Origin of the sequence: Paenibacillus sp. Soil766, assembly GCF_001428105.1 — a bacterium.
Classification (GTDB): domain Bacteria; phylum Bacillota; class Bacilli; order Paenibacillales; family NBRC-103111; genus Paenibacillus_E.
In genome coordinates this window covers 183,079-206,535 of the sequence record NZ_LMSJ01000058.1, presented here as the reverse complement: position 1 = coordinate 206,535, position 23,457 = coordinate 183,079, and the positions used below count along the sequence as shown (strand labels likewise).

General features: G+C 47.8%; 15 protein-coding genes. 14 read left to right on the top strand and 1 reads right to left on the bottom strand.

The features are described 5' to 3' along the window. Positions 1-325: 325 nt before the first annotated feature. Positions 326-1,033 carry a DUF2161 domain-containing phosphodiesterase gene (locus tag ASG89_RS31935; RefSeq protein ID WP_057315379.1) on the bottom strand — a complete coding sequence of 236 codons (708 nt, stop codon included), beginning with the start codon at positions 1,031-1,033 and terminating at the stop codon, positions 326-328. A 120-nt stretch (positions 1,034-1,153) separates the two neighbouring features. Between ASG89_RS31935 and ASG89_RS38050 the strand changes: the two genes are divergently transcribed. From ASG89_RS38050 to ASG89_RS31865, 14 genes are all read left to right on the top strand, one after another. Next, the gene (locus ASG89_RS38050; RefSeq protein WP_057315378.1) at positions 1,154-1,372 is read left to right on the top strand and encodes a hypothetical protein; all 219 of its coding nucleotides are present in this window, start codon (positions 1,154-1,156) and stop codon (positions 1,370-1,372) included. A gap of 48 nt (positions 1,373-1,420) precedes the next feature. Beyond that, on the top strand, positions 1,421-1,768 hold the full coding sequence (locus ASG89_RS38340) for an iron-containing alcohol dehydrogenase (protein WP_057315377.1): 348 nt from the start codon (positions 1,421-1,423) through the stop codon (positions 1,766-1,768). Further along, complete coding sequence (locus ASG89_RS38335) at positions 1,756-2,244, top strand: iron-containing alcohol dehydrogenase (protein WP_268795689.1); 489 nt, start codon at positions 1,756-1,758, stop codon at positions 2,242-2,244. The genes ASG89_RS38340 and ASG89_RS38335 overlap by 13 nt, the downstream gene beginning before the upstream one ends. 249 nt (positions 2,245-2,493) lie before the next feature. Continuing rightward, positions 2,494-3,879, top strand: a complete 1,386-nt coding sequence (locus tag ASG89_RS31915; protein ID WP_057315375.1) for an alpha-glucosidase/alpha-galactosidase — start codon at positions 2,494-2,496, stop codon at positions 3,877-3,879. Positions 3,880-3,892: 13 nt separating this feature from the next. Beyond that, positions 3,893-5,275, top strand: a complete 1,383-nt coding sequence (locus tag ASG89_RS31910) for an MATE family efflux transporter (RefSeq protein WP_057315374.1) — start codon at positions 3,893-3,895, stop codon at positions 5,273-5,275. A gap of 23 nt (positions 5,276-5,298) precedes the next feature. Continuing rightward, entirely contained in the window at positions 5,299-7,509 is a 2,211-nt protein-coding gene (locus ASG89_RS31905) for an alpha-galactosidase (protein ID WP_057315373.1), read from the top strand. 4 nt (positions 7,510-7,513) lie between these two features. Next, the gene (locus ASG89_RS31900; RefSeq protein WP_057315372.1) at positions 7,514-7,888 is read left to right on the top strand and encodes a cupin domain-containing protein; all 375 of its coding nucleotides are present in this window, start codon (positions 7,514-7,516) and stop codon (positions 7,886-7,888) included. Further along, positions 7,885-9,663, top strand: a complete 1,779-nt coding sequence (locus ASG89_RS31895) for a glycoside hydrolase family 36 protein (protein ID WP_057315371.1) — start codon at positions 7,885-7,887, stop codon at positions 9,661-9,663. Before ASG89_RS31900 ends, ASG89_RS31895 begins: the two co-directional genes overlap by 4 nt. 38 nt (positions 9,664-9,701) lie before the next feature. Continuing rightward, positions 9,702-10,694 (top strand): aldo/keto reductase, encoded by a 993-nt coding sequence (locus ASG89_RS31890; protein ID WP_057315370.1) that lies wholly within the window; start codon positions 9,702-9,704, stop codon positions 10,692-10,694. Between the two features lie 230 nt (positions 10,695-10,924). Then, entirely contained in the window at positions 10,925-12,124 is a 1,200-nt protein-coding gene (locus ASG89_RS31885; RefSeq protein WP_057315369.1) for a hypothetical protein, read from the top strand. Positions 12,125-12,287: 163 nt separating this feature from the next. Further along, positions 12,288-13,211, top strand: a complete 924-nt coding sequence (locus ASG89_RS31880) for an ABC transporter permease (RefSeq protein WP_414813317.1) — start codon at positions 12,288-12,290, stop codon at positions 13,209-13,211. A 28-nt stretch (positions 13,212-13,239) separates the two neighbouring features. Beyond that, positions 13,240-14,109 (top strand): carbohydrate ABC transporter permease, encoded by an 870-nt coding sequence (locus tag ASG89_RS31875; protein WP_057315367.1) that lies wholly within the window; start codon positions 13,240-13,242, stop codon positions 14,107-14,109. Positions 14,110-14,393: 284 nt separating this feature from the next. Then, the gene (locus ASG89_RS31870) at positions 14,394-21,245 is read left to right on the top strand and encodes an S-layer homology domain-containing protein (RefSeq protein WP_057315366.1); all 6,852 of its coding nucleotides are present in this window, start codon (positions 14,394-14,396) and stop codon (positions 21,243-21,245) included. Between the two features lie 618 nt (positions 21,246-21,863). Then, positions 21,864-23,441 (top strand): extracellular solute-binding protein, encoded by a 1,578-nt coding sequence (locus tag ASG89_RS31865; RefSeq protein ID WP_057315365.1) that lies wholly within the window; start codon positions 21,864-21,866, stop codon positions 23,439-23,441. The last annotated feature ends 16 nt before the right edge of the window (positions 23,442-23,457 follow it).

The window sequence follows — 23,457 nt, the reverse complement described above, 5'->3', positions numbered from 1 at the left end:
TGCTTCGCTTGAATTGAGGTCCATTGCAGGAGATAGTGGAAAATATCGACTATCACGCGTGGAAACGGGGTCTAAAGCAAGGTCTAAAGCAAGGAGATAGTCGAGAAAATCGACTATCACGCGTGGAAACGAGGCCCAAAGCAAGGAGATAGTCGAAAAAATCGACTATCACGCATGGAATCGGGGTCTAAAGCAAGGAGATAGTCGAAAAAATCGACTATCACACGTGGAAACGAGTTCTATAGCAAGGAGATAGTCGGGAAAATCGACTATCACGCGTGGAATCGGGGTCTAAAACAAGAGATAGTCGAAAAAATCGACTATCTCAGGTTAACCCCTTTAAAGTTGTCACTACGTGTGCATACTCGACTAAGGCTTTCTCGCCGCCGGGTGTAAGATGATAGATGCCTCGGCTTTGTCGGACGAACCAACGGTAGTAGTTTTGCTGCAGAAGTGAGCTCACGTTCATATTGCTGGTCATCTCGCGCAGTTTGCGTGGACTTAGTGGACCGTGCTGCTGCATCAAATAGGCGCAGTGCAACGATTTCTCACGGTAGGCGGTCATTAACTTCTGCTGAGAACTGCCGCCGACATTATAATCGCCGCTGCGCTCATGGAACTCGGTCATTAGCTTTCCGGAAGCCCTTTTATTGGGGCGTAATGTATAAGGAGTAGGCTCACAGACGAGATCAACTGTGGGCTGTTTGCGTTTGTAGAATTGGACTGTCAAAACGCCAAGCCCCAGCATGCGACAAAGTCGACGAATATCCTCCCATTGTAAACGGTGGGGGGCTTTTCCTTTGTTAGGCAGCTCGAAGGCTACATAGACGTCTTGCGTTAGCCGCAGCCGTTCAATGCCTTGTACAAGGAGCGGGATATTAAGGCTCTTTTTTAATTCAACGATAACCGGAGGCTCATCGCCTCGAATTGCTACTAAATCACAGTGCTTAACTTCTCCACGAACGGTATAGCCACGCTGCTCGAAGAAGTGTTTAATCGGTGCATACAGCTCGGTTTCGGTCTGGATCGGCATGAGGGTTTCTTTCTCCTCTTTTCGTGCAAAAAGTCTGTTAGAATGGCTTTTATTATAGCATAGGTTGCGCTAGAATAGGTGGGAGAATAACTTGTACGCACAGGTTAGGAGATGAGAGTTTTGAGTGAATTGTTGAATGAATGGTTGGGTAAAAGGTTTGCGTGCGCCTGCGGGCAAAAGCATGAGATTCCGATTCGCCGTATTGTCATAGAACGAGATGCTTTATCTGAAGTAGTTGATTATGTAAGGGAAGCGGGCTATGAAGAAATAACGCTTGTTGCGGATGCGAACACGTACGCTGTGGCTGGTGACAGGCTGCACTCCCTGCCTCCCTGTTAGAAGATGGTCAGGTGAAGGGTAGACACTTGTGTCATTCGAGAGAATGAGATGGGGGAAGTAGCAGCTGACGAGCAAGCTATCGTTCAATTGATGGTAGACACATCACTGACGTCGAAGGAGTTGATCGCCGTGGGCTCAGGAACGATTCATGACATCGTGCGTTTCGTTAGTCATCGTACGAAACGGCCATTTCTTTCTGTACCGACGGCACCATCGGTTGACGGATTTGCCTCTGTAGGCGCTCCGCTCATCGTCCGTGGCTTCAAGAAGACGATACCTTGCTCAGCGCCTGAGGCGATCTTCGCTGACTTGGGCCTACTTGCAGCAGCGCCGCAAGCCATGATAGCTGCCGGCGTCGGCGACATGCTCGGCAAGCATAAGGCATGCGTCGATTGATGGAAGGCCTGCTCCTATCCGGCCTCTCCATGCTCTTGGTCGGCCACTCGCGGCCGGCCTCAGGGGCTGAGCACCATCTCTCCCATTATTGGGAGATGGTGCTTCTGCAGCAGCGCCGCCGGGCGCTGCTGCACGGCGCGAAGGTCGGCGTCGCGACCGTGCTCATGGCGCAGCGCTATCAGGCGCTGCTCCCGCTCACGGCCGATGAGGCCGCTGCGCGCCTAGCGCAAGGGCAGGCCCCGAGTGCGCAGACGGATGCGGAACGCATCCGGGCGGCCTACGGGGCCATGGCCGAAGCCAGCATCGCCCGCGCGGTTCCGCCGCCTGAGCAGCTTGCTGCGTGGCTCGCGGCGGTGCAAGGGCCGGCGACGCCGGACCAGCTCGGCGTGGAGCCAGCGCTGGTGGAGGCGTCGCTGCAGGATGCGCTGTTCGTGCGCAACCGGTTTACGATCTTGCGCTTACAGCGGCTGCTGTAAGCATAAGCGCAATGAAGGGGAACCTAGATACGCTTATTTTATATGAAATCGGTACTGTATTTGTTCAATTTTCTTATGTACTTCATATAAACGCCAGTCCTCAAGTGAGGGCTGGCGTTTTTCAGTATGCTTGGGAGAAAAGTGTAAAAAATCACAACCCCACTTAATTTTTGCCATCCTCTAAAATGGATTTGTTTTCTATACTTGTAGCGAATGCAAGACGGTTCTACATGATGGAGGAGGCGCAACATGAAATTTGCTCATGAAAAGGTCAGCGATATTCAAATTGCTTATATTGGCGGCGGTTCGATGTATTGGGCTAAAAATCTGATTGCCGATTTGGCGCTGGATGGTCAATTGTCGGGAACGATTCGCTTGTATGATCTTGACTATGGGAAAGCCAAAAATAATGAAAAATTAGGTAACTCAGTTTCTGATTATCCAGAGACGATATCGAAATGGACGTACAAGGCGTATCCGACGCTGCAAGAGGCGCTGCATGGCTGCGATTTTGTTTTTATCTCGATTCTTCCTGGCACCTTCGAGGAAATGGCGTCCGATGTCCATGCGCCTGAACAATACGGCATTTACCAAGCGGTCGGTGATACGACAGGCCCTGGAGGACTGCTTAGAGCACTACGCACCATTCCGATGTATGTAGAAATTGCACAAGCGATCGAACGATATTGCCCTGATGCCTGGGTGTTTAATTATACGAACCCAATGACACTTTGCACATGGACACTTTACGAAGTATTTCCCAAAATTAAAGCGATTGGCTGCTGCCATGAAATTTTTGGTGTGCAAGGGCTATTGATTCGCATGCTTCGCGATATGGAAGGAATTGAGGGTGTACATCGCGATCAAGTGAAGGTGAATGTGCTGGGGATTAACCATTTTACTTGGATCGATCAAGCGACGTATCACAATAGGGATTTACTTCCGATGTATCGCAAATTTGTTGATACATATTATGAATCCGGGTTTGAACACAACAAAGATGCTTGGGTGGCGAACACCTATACGGCGGCTAACCGCGTGAAGTTTGATTTGTTTCGGCGCTACGGTGTTATAGCAGCGGCAGGTGATCGCCATCTAGCAGAATTTATGCCTCCTTGGTATTTGAAAGATCCAGAGACGGTGCGATCCTGGAAGTTCGGCTTAACGACGGTCCAAAGTCGTGTTGAGAAGCATGCTGCAACGGAGCTGTTTTACGGGAAGCTGCTGAGTGGCGAGGAGAAGTTGCCGCTCAAAGCGTCTGGCGAAGAAGAAGTTAGACAATTAAAAGGTCTGATCGGACTAGAGCAATTTGTAACTAATATTAACGTTCCTAACGTTGGTCAAATGAAGGGAATTCCGCTGGGGGCAGTTGTTGAAACGAATGCAGTATTCTCTGCAAGTAGTTTGCGCCCGGTGTACGCTGGTGAGCTTCCGTTGGCAGTTAATAATCTGGTTCTGCAGCATACGATGAATCAAGAGCTTATTCTGAAGGCAGCTCTTCAGAAGGACAAAGACTTGGCCTTCCAAGCGTTTATCAATGATCCGCTTGTGACGATCGATATCCACGATGCTGAAGTACTATTCGATCAGATGCTGCACAATACGAAAGCGTATTTGCCTGGATGGAACATCTAATGGCGGTTTGGCCATGAGTGCAGATGGGGCGATACACAGCGAATCCGCCTCCATAAATCCACAGGATAATAGAGCTGTTCGCCGGATGATTTTCAAATTGGCAGGTCCATCTTTGACAGAAATGCTGCTTATGAATGCAACCCAAATGGTGATGATGATCTTAGTCGGACACCTCGGGGCTGTTGCCGTGGCAGCTGTTGGCTTAACAAGCCAACCCTATGCGTTATTGACCGTCCTATTTGCAGCGTTGAATTCGGGAACAACCGTGATCGTCGCTCGTTCCACCGGGGCGGGGAAATGGGGGGACGCGAATTTGGCTGCAGGACAATCGCTCATGCTCGGCACAGTTCTGTCTGTCTTTATTGTTGCGGTTGGGGTCACCTTTGCGGAGAGCCTGCTTCAACTGATGGGCGCTAGTGATGAGGTTGTTCAAGTTGGACTTACTTATGCGAAGATCATGTTTTTCTCTATCGGTTTTTCCTCGATCTCATCGGCGTTGTCAGCTATTCTGAGAGGCTCGGGAGACACGCGAACACCGATGGTAATCAATGTGCTGTCAGGCTGTGTGAATGTGACCCTCGGGTTTCTGCTGATTTATGGTCATCTCGATTTACCTCAAATGGGCATTACGGGTGCGGCCGTCGCTACTTTAGTGGTTCAGTTCGGAGCGATGATAGGCTTTATCGTTGTCATGTTCAGCGGAAGATTTACGGTTCGCATCGGGTGGTCAGAGATCAGTCGCTTGGATAAAGACATGATTAGGCGAATGTTGAGGATTGGTATACCTAGCAGTCTTGAGCAGCTCATTATGCGGTTAGGGATTATGACGTTTGTGAAGATTTGTGCGGGATTGGGGACTGTAGCCATCGCGGCATCGCAAATTGTAACGAGTATTATTGGCATCTCGTTCATGCCAGGGGCTGCCTTTGCCATAGCGGCTTCAACATTAGTTGGGCAAACCCTGGGTGTAAGCAAACCTGATCTCGCCGAACGATATGTGTGGCAAGTCCGAAAATACGGCATGATCTTGGCCGGTTGCATGGGGGCGCTTTTCATTGTGTTCGCTCCGCATATCCTTAGGCTGTATACCAATGACGAGACGATTATTCGTGAAGGAGCATGGGCCCTGCGAATCGTAGGATGTATCCAAGTGTCGCAAATATCACAATTTGTTCTTGGCGGGGCGTTGCGAGGAGCAGGTGATACCCGTTATCCGTTATATTCCACATTCATTGGCGTGTGGGGTATTAGGGTGGTACTGAGCTACTTGTTCGTGTACGTCTTTCATTGGGGCATGATCGGTTTATGGAGTGCAGTTGCAAGTGATCAATTTCTCAGATCGAATCTGATTTATTTGAGGTTTAAGCGCGGAGCATGGAAGCATCTCAAGGTTTAATACGTACAAAGGGGAACGTCAAAATGGGAATAGTGTACGATTCGAATTCGCATACCTTCCATCTACAAGGGAAGTCATCGAGTTATATCATGCAGTTGATCAACTCCAACTATGTGGCCCACGTTCATTGGGGGCGCCAAGTGCGGGGAAGCAATCTGGGAGGATTGCTCGCTAGAAGACGTCGCTGCTCGTTCTCTCCATCCACGGATCCGAATGATCTAACTTTGTCATTGGACACATTACCTCAGGAATACCCGGGGTATGGAGGGAGCGATTTTCGAGTTCCTGCCTATCAGGTTCAAATGGAAGATGGCACGACGGTCAGTGAACTCGTTTATGAGTCTCATCGGATTTATGCGGGAAAAGCTCCATTGGAGGGACTTCCATCGACCTATACGGAAGATGAGAATGAAGCAGAGAGTATCGATATTGTATTGAGTGATCCGTTAATCGGTTTAAAGGTCATTCTCACGTATACCGTGTTTCATGCGTTGGATGCGATCACAAGGTCTGTTCGATTCGTGAATGAGAGCAATCAGTCCATCAAACTGCTGCGAGCCTTGAGCTTCGGTATCGATATGTCGCACAGCGATTTCGATATGCTGCATTTATCTGGTACTTGGGCGCGTGAGCGTCATATCGAACGGCGTCCCCTTACGACAGGCGGGTCTGTTATTGAGAGCCGTCGAGGAGCTAGCAGCCATTCGCTTAATCCATTCATGGCGCTGCTTTCGAAGCAAGCGGATGAAGATCACGGGGAAGTCTATGGATTCAGTCTTGTTTATAGCGGGAACTTTGCTGCTCAAGCCGAAGTGGACCCTTATGGAACGACTCGTGTCGTGATGGGCATCAATTCATTTAATTTTTCATGGCTCCTGGAGGCAGGGCAAGCCTTCCAAACGCCAGAAGCGGTCCTCGTATATTCTTCGGAAGGTATCGGCGGGATGTCGCGGACTTATCACAAGCTGTACCGTACACGTTTATGCCGTGGACAATATCGTGATCGTCACAGGCCGATTCTGATCAATAACTGGGAAGCCACATATTTCAATTTCAACGCGGATAAAATTGAGGAGCTTGCGCGAGTAGGCAAGGAGCTCGGCTTAGAACTGCTCGTGCTGGATGATGGTTGGTTCGGCAAGCGTAACAATGATAAAAGCTCACTCGGAGATTGGTTCGTTGATCGAAACAAGCTCCCACAAGGCATGACAGACTTGGTAAACCGTGTGAATCAGCAAGGACTAGAGTTCGGTCTATGGTTTGAGCCAGAAATGGTATCCCCGGACAGTGACCTGTATCGGGCACATCCCGATTGGTGTCTGCATGTGCCAGGCCGACGAAGGACAGAAGCACGCCAGCAGTTGATACTGGACTATTCGCGTCAAGATGTCAGAGACTATATCGTGAAAGTCATAACAGCTATACTTGCTAGCAGTCCAATCACGTATGTGAAATGGGATATGAATCGCAATATGACGGAAATCGGCTCGGCTCAGCTCTCGCAAGAGCGGCAGCGGGAAACGTCTCATCGTTATATGCTTGGACTTTACGAAGTGTTGGAGCGGATAACTTCGGCATTTCCGAACGTCTTGTTCGAGAGCTGTTCTGGCGGTGGAGGGCGGTTCGATCCAGGAATGCTCTACTACATGCCGCAGACTTGGACGAGCGATAATACCGATGCCGTTGAACGGCTGAAAATTCAATATGGCACGAGTATCGTATACCCAATCAGCTCGATGGGCGCTCATGTTTCCGCTGTTCCTAACCATCAAGTGCATCGGACGACACCGCTTGATATGCGTGGACATGTGGCGATGTCGGGGAATTTTGGTTACGAGCTTGATTTGACCACATTCACAGAAACGGATAAGGAAGCTGTGAAGGGGCAAGTTGCGCTGTATAAACAATTGCGGCCTCTGATCCAGTTCGGCGAATTTTACCGACTAATCAGTCCTTTTGAACACACGAGAGCGGCTTGGATGTTCGTTTCTGAGGATAAGAAGGAAGCCTTGATCGCTTTTTTTCAAGTGCTGTCAGAGCCGAATGCACCACTTAGGAAATTGCGATTGAAGGGCCTTGCATCCGAGAGCAATTATTTACTTTGTGATGCGGGTGATCAGGATACGCTTGTGGAAATATTTGGGGGAGACGAACTTATGCATATAGGACTTAATTTACCGATCTGGAAGGGCGATTTCCGAAGCCGCCTTTACCACTTGAAAATGGAGGAATGACAAGATGAAAAAGCTGCGTTTGAGTGATTTGCAGGATAAAAGGAACGGCCATATTTTACAGGATGTATTACCTGGTGCTTATTTATCGTCAGGCGGTCTATCTTTTGCCAAACGGGGTGAACGCAGCCATACGAATGATGGCCCTGAAGGAAGAGACTATCATGTTCACAGTGATTGTGAAGCGTTTCTTATTTTACAGGGAACTGGAACAATGGAGTTAAATGGGGAGCATATTCCAGTAACTACTGGAGATATCGTGATTGTTGAGCCTGGTGAGGATCATCATCTTATTTCGAGTGAAGACGACCCCATTGTCACGGTGTGGTGTCATGCAGGTGAGAATCGTTATAAGAATCAACAGCAGGGGGATGTCGTGTGAACAAAATCATAAACACAGATACCCATGCTTTTCATGTATCAAGCGAGGATCATGGATTCAACGTCATGCTGTTTACTGAAAAGCTGAAGGAGGGGATCGATCTTGTAACACTTCGGTTGGAGGCCGTGGTGGCGTTAACACCCCCTGTTTTCACGCTTCGTTGGTCACATCCTGCTTGTGACATTCAAGGCAGTTGGCATCCGGCCCAAGACCGGAATAAGAGTTTTAAAGCCGACTGGATGCGCACATTGCGCTCCAATGCTGCTGCTTCGGCACCTGTCTACGCCTTGTTTAATAGCCTGGGTCGCAACAGGATGACATTTGCCTATTCGGATGCACTTAACACGGTGCACTATTCTGGCGGCATCAGCGAGGAAACGGCTGATTTTCATTGCTGCGTCCAATTATTTACAGAGACGACAGCGCCATTTCAATCGTATGAAGCGAAGCTTCTTGTAGATACGCGAGATGTTCCTTACTATGAAAGCCTTGATGATGTTCAAGCATGGTGGAGTGAGATGCCAGAATATCAGCCTGCATTCGTCCCTGAGGCTGCCAAAGAACCGATGTACTCGACTTGGTATAGCATGCATCAGAATGTCACAGATGTGCAGATTGAAGAGCAGTGCCGTATTGCCAAGAAGTTGGGGATGGAAGCCGTTATTGTGGACGATGGCTGGCAGACGGCAGATAACCGCAGAGGGTACGCCTATTGTGGAGATTGGGAAACTTATGAGGGCAAATTCCCTGATATGAAGCGGCATGTAGATGCGGTTCACGCATTAGGCATGAAATTTATCCTTTGGTACTCGGTGCCTTTTATCGGAAAATATAGTCAGGCATGGAATCGGTTCAATAATAAAATCCTTCGATTTAATGAAGGACACGGAGCAGCAGTATTGGATCCGAGATATCCGGATGTCCGGGAATATATCATCAATACCTATGAGAAAGCGGTCAAAGAATGGGGCTTGGACGGCTTCAAGCTCGATTTCATCGATACGTTCTATTCTCCTGAACTGCAGATACCTTCCACAGTGGAAGGTAAGGACTATGAGTCGATACCTGCTGCTGTTGACCGTCTACTGACAGATTCTATCGGTCGATTGAGAGAATTGAATCCTGCCATTATGATCGAGTTCCGACAAATGTATATCGGTCCTGCGATGCGTAAATACGGCAACATGTTCCGTGCTTCCGATTGTCCGAACGACAGCATCCAGAATCGTGTACGTACGCTAGATCTTAGACTGATTTGTGGGAATACAGCAGCCCATGCCGATATGATCATGTGGCATCCAGAAGAGCCCGTAGAAAGCGCTGCCTTGCAGTTAGTTAACTGTTTGTTCTCGGTGCCGCAGGTATCTGTCCTTTTGGATAAACTGTCTTCTGATCATTTACAAATGCTTACCTATTGGCTTGCCTTCTGGAAAGAGAACCGCGCGTTGTTGCTAGACGGCGATATTGCGCCGCTGAATCCGGAATTATTATATCCGCTAGTCCGAGCGGTGCATGAGGATCGCGGGATTATCGTCACCTATCAGGAGCAAATGGTGAGTATTGACGCAGCAACGCCGGTGTCTCAATGGCTTGTCGTGAACGGTAGGAGACAGGATGGGCTTTATCTAGAGGTCACTAGTGATATGGGGATAGCGAAGGTGATGGTACGTAATTGCTGTGGTGAAATCACGGAAGAGCTATCCGTCGAATTGACGGCAGGTATTCATAAGCTTGCGATTCCAGCGTCAGGCCTCGCAACGATCTCACTGGAATAAAGAGTAGACGCATAGCCGTTATATTTAGGGGGGCAACGATGAATTATACAGCAAATGAAGGAAGATATGCAGACATGCCGTACAATCGAAGCGGGAAGAGCGGTTTAAAGCTGCCGCCGATTTCGTTTGGATTGTGGCACAATTTTGGCGGTGTCGACCACTTCGAGAATAGCAGAGCGCTAGCGCGTCATGCCTTTAATCTAGGGATTACGCATTACGATCTTGCGAATAATTATGGTCCACCGACGGGCTCAGCAGAAGAAGTATTCGGTCACATATTGAAGAAGGATTTGCAGCCGTATCGTGATGAGCTGATTATTGCTACAAAAGCAGGCTACCGCATGTGGGACGGTCCATACGGGGAGCGTGGCTCCCGCAAAAGCATGCTCGCCAGCCTTGATCAAAGCTTAAAGCGACTAGGCATGGACTATGTGGATATTTATTATTCGCACCGTTTCGATGCGGACACACCTTTGGAAGAAACGATGAGCGCGTTGGATCAGGCTGTCCGTCAGGGCAAAGCGCTGTATGTCGGTGTGTCCAACTATAATGCGGAGCAAACGGAGCAGGCCGCAGCTATTTTGAAAGGTATGGGCACGCCGTTCATCATCCATCAAGTACACTACTCAATGTTCGAAAGACGGCTGGAGCAGGGACTGCAAGATATTTTGGCCAGAGAAGGTGTAGGGTCCATAGCCTACAGTCCGCTCGCTCGGGGACTTCTGACGGATCGATATTTGGATAACATTCCAGCGGATTCCCGTGCTGCAGGCGGTAGTGTGTTCCTAAGACCTGAGGACATTACGGAAGACAAGATTGCAAAATCACGTCTTCTGCAAGTGTTAGCTCAGGAGCGAGGGCAGAGTCTGGCTCAGATGGCTTTAGCTTGGGTTCTTCGTAAGGGACTTGTGACATCTGCATTAATCGGAGCAAGCAAAGTGAGCCAGCTGGATGATAATGTAGCTGCTTTGAAGCAGCCTAATTTCACGCAGGAAGAATTGGATCTTATCGATCATATTTTAAGTAAATGAGTTAAGAGCATCGGGTGGACGTGGAGTCCATTCGGTGCTTTTTTACACGCTAAAATTTAAGCCCCTACGAAATCCACCAACACTATAGGAGTGGCAAGAATCGTATTCATTTGTCTTTTGGTCGCTCAGCACATCATAAAAAATCACAACCCAGTTGAAGTTATCCCATGTAAGGGAACAGGCAATCCATGTACCATCAGGACATACGGCATGTAGAAGGAGGAAGAAGAATGAATAAGCAGATGAAGCATGGGAAGGAAGATTTGGCGGCGCAGATTATGCAGCTGCCCGTTGTGGATACGCACACCCACCTAGTGGGCGATCGACTCTGTGCAGGCGACTTCTGGGAGATTGCCCACTATTTCTGGTTGTTTCGTGAACTGCAGGCTGCCGGTTACCCAGCAAATGCCATGGAGCTTCCCGAGGACGAAAGGATCACAGCTTTCTTAGAAGCGTACCATGGCTCAAGAAATACGATGATGAATGTGGCGATGACGCACATTTTCAGAGATTTGTACGGTATTGTCATCCGCGACGCTGCTTCGGTAAGGGAGGCGGATGCCGCCGTTAAACAGCGTGCGCAATCTGCAACGTGGGCGCAAGCAGTGGCAGACCGAATGAACGTTAGTCGATTCGTCGTGAATATACCCGAACATGCATCGTTCCAAGGGATGCGAGAGAATGCCATTCTGATCCCGCGAATTGATGGGAAAATAGGCGGGTGGGTCAAGGAAGTCGCGCTGTCGCAAGACCCCGCTGGAGCGTTCGCACAAGTGCGCGAGAAGCTAACGCAGCTCTTGGATACTTATAAGGAAGCAGGTTACGTGGGCATCATGACCACATTGCCGAGCTACGAAGCCAGCGCGAACCGCAAGGTGATAGTCGGGCAAGGGAGTACTAAGGATGAGATTTTAATGATGCTGCTGCACGAATTAGGAGCTGCTGCTGAACAACGGGGTCTTCTCATACAGTTGTTTCTCGGCGTGGAACGTTCCTGGTGTGGAACAGCAACGCCAGTCAATGACCCGGCTCGCATCCTTAAGCTTTCTGCTTTGTTTGAAGCCTATGCCTGCACCTTCGAGCTCGTGGTGGCCTCGGAGCTTAACAATTTAGATATTGTGCAAGCGGCATGGAATTTTCCGAATGTGCATGTAGGTGGACATTGGTGGTTTAACTTCCGAGCGAGTACTTATCGCGATAGTATGCAGTACCGATTAGAGGCGCTTCCGGCAATCAAGAGCTCCCTCATTGTCTCCGATGCTAGATGCATGGAATGGAGCTACGGCAAGATTGTGCTAGTCAAACGAATTGTGAGCGATTTCCTGTGGGGTCAGATCGAGGCAGGCTGGATTGATTACGAAACGGCTGTCTATGTGGCTGAGAATTGGCTGTACCGCAGTGCAGCGAAGCGCTATGGGGTTGCAGATTGATCTTGTTGTTGCATGCATTCCAATCGTAAAAAAACACAGTGAGCTATAAGTTTCACCATGTCTACCTTGGAACAACCCTAGTAAGATGAAGAAGTCAAATCAATGCAGCAAGCGAGAAGGGGAGGAAAACATGGCCAGCAAAATACAGCCATCCGATCATGCAATGTATAATTTCTCATCACAGAGTCAGAAATGGGCTTTTATACGCAAACATTGGCCAATTTATGTGATCTCATTACCGGGCATTATTTATTTCTTACTTTTTAAATACATCCCATTATTCGGTTCCGTTATCGCGTTTCAAAACTACAACATTTTCAAGGGGATTAAGGGAAGCGACTGGGTAGGGCTAGAGCATTTCCAACGCATGTTCGCCTACACCGATTTCCTTCAAATTTTAAAAAATACGATATTAATCGGCATTTATGATATGTGTTTTGCTTTTCCAATTCCAATCGTCTTGGCTCTTCTTATTAATGAAGTAAGAATCATGGCTTATAAACGGATTGTGCAAACGGTGGTTTATATGCCGCATTTCCTGTCGTGGGTTATCGTCGGAGGGATTGTTGTTGGGGTATTGTCGCCATCTACGGGGATCGTCAATCATTTACTCTCCTTGTTTGGTGTGGAGCCTATTTATTTCTTAGGGGAAAATAGCTATATTCGTACCATTCTTATTAGTTCGGGGATTTGGAAGGATAGCGGTTGGGGGACGATTATTTATTTGGCAGCGATTGCAGGTATTAATCCAGATCTGTACGAAGCCGCGCAAATCGATGGAGCCAGTCGCATTCGTCAAGTGTTCGCCATCACGATTCCTAGCATCTTACCAACCATCGTTATTTTATTCCTGCTTCAAATTGGTAATTTCCTCGATTTCGGTTTTGAACGCGTCTTCGTATTTCTTAACCCGCTTAACAATGAGAACGGGGAGATTATTGATACGTTTGTTTACAGAGCAGGGCTTGTTGATCGCCAATACAGCTACACGACAGCTATTGGGTTGTTCAAGTCGGTTGTGGGTCTTATGTTGATCATGATCAGTAATATGTTTAGTAAAAAAATGACGGGCGAAGGCTTGTACTGATAAGGAAGGGGACCGGAGGTGAATTGCTATGATTATGACAAGAGGCCATAAAATTTTTAATATATTCAACCTTGTATTGTTAGGTGCACTTGGCTTGAGCATGGTGCTGCCCCTTATACACATTTTTGCCCAGTCCTTAAGCAACAACACAGCCATTAATGCAGGCGAGGTATCGTTTTGGCCTGTAGGCTTCACACTGGGCAGCTATAAACTTATTTTACAGGATCCGACGATTTGGCTAGGTTTCAGGAATAGTGTCATTATTACGGTATTTGGCACATTCATTAATTTGTTTATGACAACAACACTTGCTTATCCATTATCCAGACCCGAATATTTGTATCGTAAATCGATTCTCCTGTTGGTGCTGTTCACTTTAATTTTCAGCGCACCGTTAATTCCCAACTATTTGTTGATCAAACAACTAGGGCTGCTGAATACCCTTTGGGCTTTAATGCTTCCTATGGCGATTAGCGCTTTTAATCTGTTCGTCATGCGCTCGTTTTTCCTGAACTTGCCATCGGAGCTGCTCGATTCGGCGCGAATAGACGGGTGCGGAGAGTTCCGCATACTTTGGAATATTGTCTTGCCGCTGTCTAAACCAGCGATGGCTACAATGGGCATTATGTATGCCGTAGGTCACTGGAACCGGTATGCCGAGGCCGTCTTCTATATTGATCATCGACAATGGATTCCGCTGCAAGTGCGGCTGAGGGAAATTGTATTTACCGATCAGATGGGGCAATCGGACGTCTCCTCGGAGCTCCTGCAGCTCCTATCACCAGAAGGGATTAAGATGGCGGTCATTGTTGTGGCGACGATTCCAATCCTGTGTGTTTATCCGTTCCTGCAAAAGCACTTTATCCAAGGGATGATGGTGGGTTCGGTGAAATCGTAATGTCTAGCCAGTCATTCTTTTAGCTTACAATAGTAACATCGGCCGCCTCATATGCGTGAATGGGGTGGTTTTTTTTGGCCCCACGGATGACAGCTCATATCGTAAATAAAGCAACCTCAATCGTAAAATTTTCCATCTATGGAAATATAAATGTGATTTACAATAAGTCAAGTAGGGGAAGGAAGGAGATGAGGTTAACATTCGTTTCGTTATGGAAGCGATTGCATTAAGAGCGAAAACCCCTTGTTTCAAGAAGGTGTAACTGACGCTAAGGAGGCTTTTGAATGTTCAGTAAGATGTTGAAGCAACACGTACTTAAAAAGGCAGTAAGTATAGTGCTCTCATTGACACTTGTTCTTACATGGATGAACATGAATCCAATCGTAGAGGTTCATGCAGCGGAGGAAAACAACTTGGGAGTTTTGGACATACATGTGAATAAACCTGTTAATGCAGTAGTCGATCTTGATGATGCAACAATAGACATATCCTTGCCCTACGGCACTATCTATCAAATGTTGAATGTGACCACAAACGGTGCAAACGCGGTTCTGTACAGAAGTGACGAAACAACGGTGATTCCTTTTGCTGCCAGCGGTATTAACAAAGGCGATGCGAAAATGGACCAATTTTCATCCAGTGGAACCACGACGTATGATTTGGTTGTAACAGATATCCAGAATAGCTTCAATTCTAAAAAATACAAGATTACAGTTACGGTAAATACGGCCGTGCCCTCTCTAAGTGGCCCAATGGGACCTAACGATACCTATTCGCCGCTTAATATTCAGGGGGGTGAATCTGCTTGGGATGTAATAGGCGCTTCCAAAATTGGCAATGGCAGCGGTACGGGTTCCATCGAGGGCCCTACGAGTCCCTCTTCCTACAGCGGGAAATCATGGACGGAATCGGTATACGACCGTTCAGGGGATTATCCAGCGGCTTCGACTGTGAATGAAGCATGGTTGGGAGACAATATGTATTTACAGACGATCGGGCGCAATGATGGGAATGCGCTTGCGAAATATGGTATTGCAGGCATACCTGGCACGTCCAAGCTCAACTCGGATATTTTGCGTTTTCACGAATTTAAACCTTTTGTAACGCCAGAGGGTGTAAGTCGGGACGATGGTGATCGTGGAGCTGTAGACAGTGATCGGCAGAGATTGGAGATTAAGAGTAATACCAGCGCAGCCAACATCAGTGCCAATAGCGTAGGCGGTGATATTATGACCCATCACTGGAGGCTCTTGCTTCCGTCGGAAACGTTAAGGTTTCAACAAGATGTTGGGGATAAAAAGGCAGGCGATTTTATTGATCCCCACCGGTTCTGGCACATTTTCCAATTGAAAGAAATAGCAGGCAATGCAGCAGGCCAACCAGTGACTACGCTGACCTTGGTTTCCAGTGATGGCAAAGGGCAGCTTGAATTTAGAAACAATCCGGATGGCAGCTATGCGGATCGCATTAAGCCATTGTTTACGATTCCTTTCGATAAAGTTGCAGATCGCTGGCTTGATTTTGAAGTAACGATCTTAACGGCTGATAAAGGTTATTTATACGGTAAGCTTGTTGATTTGGAATCAGGCGAAGTGTTGTTCGAAGGCGGAATGACAGCCGAGACCTCTAGACGACCTGAAGTGAGCAATCCGACTACCGGCAGACTTGAACGAACAGATTTACCCGTTGAAGCGGGACAACAAAACCGATCCAAATGGGGACTGTACAGGGGGTTGTATAACAGCCCAGCTGATGCAGCTTATGCCGATGAATGGCAAGCAGCAACCATGTATCTGTCTGATGTTCACTTAATCAAGCGGGATAAAGACAGCTACATTTTTCCAGATGGCTGGAATCCCAATGTACAAACCAAGGATGTTGTTGCATGGGCAAGGCCAGCGGCGATTTCAGCTTCCCAAGGGACTTCATTTGGCAGTTTAACCCTACCATCACAGCTTGATGTCACCCTAAGTACGGGCAAAATAGAGAAGGTGAACGTTTCCTGGAGTTCAGCTGGTTATAACCCTGATAACACGGGGATTAATAAGATTGTTGGTGAATTTAACGGTCCAGGTATTACGAACCCAACCAATATTCAGCCTTATATAGAAGTTAATCTTTCCAGTTATAAAAACTGGGCGGTAACTCCCGGGGCAACTATTAAGGTTGTGTCTAGCAGCAGCAACAGCAAAACCAACTTTATTGATGATAATGCCACGACAGCTTGGCAGGCGAACAGCTCTCTAACCAAAACAGATGGTTATCAGTACTGGGCGGCCGTGCAACTAGAAAAGAAAATAGATGTGAGCAACATTCAAATCGAATGGACGAGTAATAGTAAGTTTTTGAAAAATTACCAGGTATACTACACGAATGATGCGGCCGCGTTCAATGAACTCAAAGAGGGCAATGCCTTGTCGGCAACGTCGGATGCAACGCGTAAACCGCTTGAGACGGCAAATGGTGCCCTATGGCAACCTATCCCTGGCGTTGGGAAGATGACTGCACTAGACAATAACGAAAAGGCCAATCATACGTTGGCTGTACCAGTTGCAGCTCAATACCTATTGCTTGTATCCGATGTCACACTCGATAATAGTGCTGGCGGCATCAAAGCGAATGTATTCAATGTTTTCGGTGAACCATCCGTTACGGAAATTCCAGTTATTCCAACAAGTTCAGTCAACCTGTTAGATCCATCACGGTTTACACCGCTAGCAGGTGTCAATCTTAAGGTGAACTCGGAGGCAGTTGATCATCCGGGCGTAGATGCTTTGAGATCGGGTGGCAGCGGGTATTGGCGTAATGCAAGCTCTACTGTGTATAAGGCTGACTATTCGCCGTCCTCACTTGCACTAAGCCTTGATTTAGGCGCTCCTAAAACGATTGATAAACTATACCTTGAAATCCCTAACACCATCGCGAATATTCAAAGTAATGCTACCCGATTTGAGGTCTATTACACGAATAATCCTGCATCATGGGCAAGTGCACCTACGGCTGCTGATGGGACCAATCTATATAACTGGAAGGCAAACGGCTGGTCGCTAGCTGGCGGTACGGAAACGGAAGGTTTATGGTCGTATGCGACGTATAACGGTCAGCAATGGGGCTATGATACGAAGACGTTTTTGTATCCGTTCACAGCGCGTTATGTCATGATAAACACCGTGCTGGTTTGCCCTAGCGAGAAGCGAGCGAATGATACCAATGCCATGATGGGATTATCTGGGTTGACGATTTACGGCAAAGATGCCGTAGTGAATGCAACTGCGTTAGTACCGGCAAAGGATACCTATAGTACATGGGATCAGGTTGCACCTGTATCGACAACGATGAACCTGGGCGGGAAAGTGCTTACGAGCATCACGAAAGGTGACAATACGCTTCTACTAAATGCGGATTACTCGCTATCTGGCAATAAGGTTACCTTTACACAGGCATACCTTGCGAAATTACCACTTGGCACGAATGAATTGCTGTTCCATTTTAACAGTGGTACCCCTTCGCTATTTGTGTTGGATGTCATAGCCCGTGGTTATGGTGCCAATGACAAGACGATCAAGATGAATGCCATCGAAGGCGTATCTCCCTACAATGTGTTAGGCGGGGCCATGGGAACCGACGAACCTGTAGAAGGGGTTACGAAAAGAATAAGAGATGCTTATCACGCATTCTACGGTAATCAACCTCGGGCGACAGCGGCTGATGATCATATCACGAGTGTGTGGGATAGCACATTGCAAAAGAATGTGTTCAAAATCTTTGAATATGGCCGAGGCTTGAACAATGAGTTCTTGGAGAAGACGCGTGATGGTGAGTATGGTCACAAAGGTGTATTTGACCCGAGTGTAGGCTATGTAGTTGATGGCGCAGCGACAACGGATAGGCAACGCGTTGAAATTCGTCCAAGTGAAGATTCAACTAACGATTTTGTAGCGTACGAAGGCGATTTGGTTTCTTATGAATGGTTATGGAATATTCCAGATGGGATCCAGTGGAATCAGCCAAACTTCAGGCATCTCTTCCAATTGAAAGCTACGAATCGCCAAGCCCCGGATACATTGCCAGGCGGCAATAACGGTGGTGAGAATGGTGCTTATATCATTGCGATGTCCATTTCTGGAACGACGAACCGAGATCTAGTTGTCAATCATAACCGTTATGATGGCGATAAGACGCTGATGCGAATCCCAATGAAAGAAATCGATGGACACTGGATTAAAGTTGAGCTCAAAGCTCACATTTCGGATAGTGGCTGGATCACTGTTAAGATTACGGATCAAGTAACAGGCAAGATATATACCTTTGACAGTCCTGATGTCTATCAAGTATTCGGTAATCAAGGTACGGGCGACGGAGTCAAAGACGTGTGGCGAAGACCTGAGCGAGCAGGCGGTTTTGAGACTGAGTATCCGGCTGCGTTTGATCAATATTTGCGTCCGAAGTGGGGGATATACCGCAGCTCCGCTAACGGTACCAACTCTGCTTATGACGCTGAGCTTCAACTATCCGACATTACCATAAGTAAGGTGGCATCAGGGTTGTCATCTGTCAATCTGGCGCTTAATAAGAAAGCGTATAATGTTGGACCGACAGTTGGTGCCAATCCGATTCAGCTGGAATCTGCTACGGCAAATGGCTACGGAAATGCCAATAAATTGACCAATGGAGTATTGCAGGATCCGACCAAATGGACGGTAACCAACGTTACCGATTTGAATCAAATTGGCAATTATTCATGGATGGGTACCGACGGGGAGCGCAAAGGCAGCTTTGTCATCGACCTAGGTCAGGCGATGGATTTTAGCCAAATTAGACTATTTGCCAAATCCACGAGGTTAAAAGGTGCAACGGTGTCTGTATCTTCTGATTTTGGAGATCATTCATCGGCTGTTGACTTTAACAACATGACCTTTCAGCAAGTGGATAAACAGACTGCCTTAGGTTATACGTATGAGACTGGCAACAGGGATGGCGGCACGGATTCAGCAGATAGTTCGCATCCCATTAACCTGGGTAAAACTTACCATGCCAGATATATCAAAGTAATGGTAGAAAATGCTTCTGGGGGCAATGTAGGCACAGATCTTACTGGACCTCCACGGTTGACACAAGTACAAGTGTTCAATGCGCCGCTTCCTCCGCAGCATTTGACAATTGAAGCTGGCGGTTCAAGTTCAGGTAACCTGCTGAAGTGGGATGCCAATGTGTTAAGTGAAGGTTACACAGTGTACAATGAGACAACAGTATTGGCTGAGATACCAGCTGGCGTAACCAGCTACCTGTTACCGAGCAGCATGTCCGATTTCTCCAAAGTGAGTGTACGAACCAAAGGAACCGACCCGTATTCACGGAAGTTTATGATTTCGGCACCGACCTTGCTTAACCTATCAACTGAGATCGTCGGTATTGCACCGATTAGCCTCACAACGAGCGTGGGAACCCCACCTGTATTACCGACGGTAGTCACAGCGGTGTACAGTGACAACATGACAGGACAGCGAGGGGTAATCTGGGACCCGATTAACGCTTCTCAGTATGCTGCTCCAGGGAGCTTTAGCGTGCAAGGAACCGTTACTGGCGTAACCTATAAAGCTTTGGCTACTATTACAGTGACAGCTGTGGAGATTCCTCTGCCTGCAATTGTTAGTTATTCGCCAATCAACATAACGACTACAGCTGGAACAGCGCCTGCTATGCCAACGGTAGTTACAGCGGTTTACAGCGACAATACAACTAGGCAGTTGGGAGTCGTCTGGAGCAACATGGAAGCGTCGCAGTACGCCTCAGTAGGTACTTTTAAAGTATTGGGGACAGTAGCGGGAACTTCCTTGAAGGCAGAAGCTGCGATCACCGTGACAGCGCGTGCGACAGATCCTGGACCAAGTACAGGAACTGGATCGGGTACAGGCACAGGCACGGGTACAAGTACAGGTTCTAGTTCAGAAACCACGGGAATTATCGATCTGGACAAAGATGCTAAAGTAACGAAAGATACAACGGCGGATGGAAGGACGGTTACCAAAGTCACCGTAGATGCGGATAAACTGGAGAAAGCTTCAGCAATACCAGTTGTCGTGATCGAAGTGAAGGACAGTGCGTCCACCGTAAATGTGGAACTGCCAGGCCAAGCGCTCTTGAACGCAATTAACAAGCAAGCCGGCGCTGTGATTCATATTAAAGCGAATGGTGCGATATATGAGCTGCCCGTTCAATTATTTAAACAAATAGCTAAGGATTCAACAGTAAATGTTGTGATTTCAAAAGTTTCGGGTGAAGTCGGGGACGATGTGAATGCAGCAGTGAATAAGTTGAATGCGAAGCAAATCGTTGCGAATCCGATCGAATTTACGATCACGGTCAATGGGCAAGAAATGAATGAGTTTGGCGGTGTTTATGTGAACCGAACCCTTAGCTTGGGGACATGGACTGGAGATCCCGGCAAGGTAACTGCCGTGTGGATCGATGCGAACAATCAGATTCATTTCGTTCCAGCCGTGATTACGACGAAGAACGGAACATCTGAAGCTACGATTCGCTCGCCGCACAACAGCACGTACACAGTCATCCAATCTAATCAATCCTTTGCAGATTTAGCTGGGCATTGGGCGAAAGCGGATGTCGAGCTGCTCGCGAATAAATGGATTGTTAATGGACTAACAGAACACCAGTTTGGTCCAGAAGCACAAGTTACACGCGCTGAGTTCGCGGCGATGATAGTTCGATCGCTTGGACTCACCCAGAAGAAAGCAAAGGCATTCCGTGATGTACAGCCGAGCGACTGGTTCGCTGGAGCTGTCAGCACGGCGCATCAAGCTGGGTTGATTAACGGCTATGAGGATGGTACTTTTAGACCTAACGCTAACATCACTCGCGAACAAATGGTGGCGATGATGATGCGTGCGATGAAAGTTGGCGGTAAGGAAATCCAAGCCAGCGCTGCTGGGATCGATCGCTTTACCGACCGTGCAACGATCGGTGAATGGTCGAAGGCAGCCGTCGCTCAGGCGCTGTCCGCTGGTCTCATTCAAGGCGTGTCAGACAATGTCTTCGCGCCGACGGAGCCTGCAACACGCGCCCAAGCGGCAACAATGCTGAAGCGCATGCTGCAATCGTTGCAATTTATAAACTAATGTATGCCCAGACCAGACCGCCAAAGCTGTTTGGCGGTCTTTCAACAAATGATTGAAAGTAAAAAATTCAACAAACAGAATTCACTTCTAAGGGGGGCGATTTTGCGGACTTTGGGCCGATCGCACGCTAGCGCACAAAAAATGTGCGCAAGGTAAGTATCCTGGTCGGCGATCGCACGCTAGCGCACAAAAAATGTGCGCAAGGTAAGTATCCTGGTCGGCGATCGCACGCTAGCGCACAACTAATGTGCGCAAGGTAAGTATCCCGGCGCCGATCGCACGCTAGCGCACAAAAAATGTGCGCAAGGTAAGTATCCCGGCGCCGATCACACGCTAGCGCACAAAAAATGTGCGCAAGGTAAGTATCCTGGCGCCGATCACACGCTAGCGCACAACTAATGTGCGCAAGGTAAGTATCCCGGCGCCGATCACACGCTAGCGCACAAAAAATGTGCGCAAGGTAAGTATCCCGGTCGGCGATCGCACGCTAGCGCACAAATATCGTATAAAATCACATAGCGTCTTAAATTTATACATTCAGAAATCAGAAACGAATCGTTATGATTAACACAGCAAGCTGGAATCGCTTACAAGATCATAAGAAAGAAGGGGTTTTCAATGAAAAAAACAATCGGTCTTAGCCTAGCCGTCATGATGGCGGCTGCCGCATTAACTGCGTGTTCTTCAGATGGTAAAGTAGCTGGCACGGCTTCACCACAGCCATCAGGTAACGTAAAGGCAGCGCCGGTCAAGTTCTCATTGCTTTTTCCAACGACGGTCAGCACAGGGTACCACACCCGAATTCCTGATTTAAACAAGGACAAGTGGGTCTTGAAGTTGGAGGAATTAACTAATACGGATTTGGATGTCCGGGTTGTAGAGGATGCCAAATTCGGAGTGATGTTCGCAAGTAACGATATTCCCGATGTTGTCGGCAGTATCGGTGGCCCAGGCAGTAAGTCGATGTCCGGTTCGGTTGAGAACGGTGTGTTCATGCCGCTGGATGATCTGTTGAAGCAATATGGACCCAATTTGATGAAAAATGTACCCAAAGCAGCTTGGGAGAGTGTTTCGTACAATGGCAAGATCTATGGTATTCCCGAATATTTGAGCAATCCTTCGCGCCGTGCGACTTACATTCGTACCGATTTGCTAGCTAAAACAGGGCTTCAAGCGCCCAAAACGGTAGAGGAGTTTCTGAATGTTCTGCGTGCCTTTAAGAAGCTAGGCGTTGAGAGTCCTTATCAAATGAGGGAAAACTTCAAGTATGCTGACGTCCTTCTAGGCGCTTACGATGTATTGCCGTATAAGGATCAATTTGAACTCGTGGACGGTCAAGTGGTTCCGAAGTTCTTCGATTCAGAGAATGTACAGAAAGCCCTTACTGCTTATAAAACGATGTATGAGGAAGGCTTGATTCCGAAAGAATTCGCTACCATTTCAGCTACGGATTACAACAAAAGCCTAGACGCAGGTAAAGCCGGGATCTGGTCGCAGAATGCTTCTGGTTTACCTGGCTCCAAAACTAAGCTAAGAGCGCTCAACCCGGACTTTAAAGCGGATATCATTCCATCTCCGAAGGGGGAAGAAGGCAAAGGCGGTTACTTCCTCTATTCGCCGGTCGTGCGAACGTTCTATATTAATAAAAATGTGAAGCAAGACACGGCTGCCGGCATTATCAAAATGTTCGATTGGATGATGACTTCCAAAGATGCGGAGACATTCTTTACCTTTGGGATTGAAGGCGATACCTATACAAAGGACAGCAGCGGTGCGATTAACTATAAATTCCCGATAACCAAGGAAGATATTGATGAAGAAGGGTTCCGCAGCGGGACGCTTTGGGCGGTTCATGACTCTACCTACAACAAACCAAGATTGCAGTTAAATGAGGATGGAAAAACGACTTTGAAAGCATTTGATGAGGTTCTCTCGAAGGAAGGTCTGCCTGGCATCGGGTTCTATCCGGATTTGAGCAGCTTCGCTAAATTCCCGGATCTTGCAGCTCCGCAACCAGACGTAGGTCCGAAAATCATCGTCGATCACATGATCAAAATGATTTATGGTAAAGAGCCGATTTCCGATTGGCCGAAAGTCATCGAAGAGTATAAAGCCAAAGGCGGCACCGAAATCATTAAAGAAGCAACGGAGCGTTGGAACAAGAAACAAGGCGCGATTATGATTGACACGAAATAAAGAGTTGTCTAAAGCG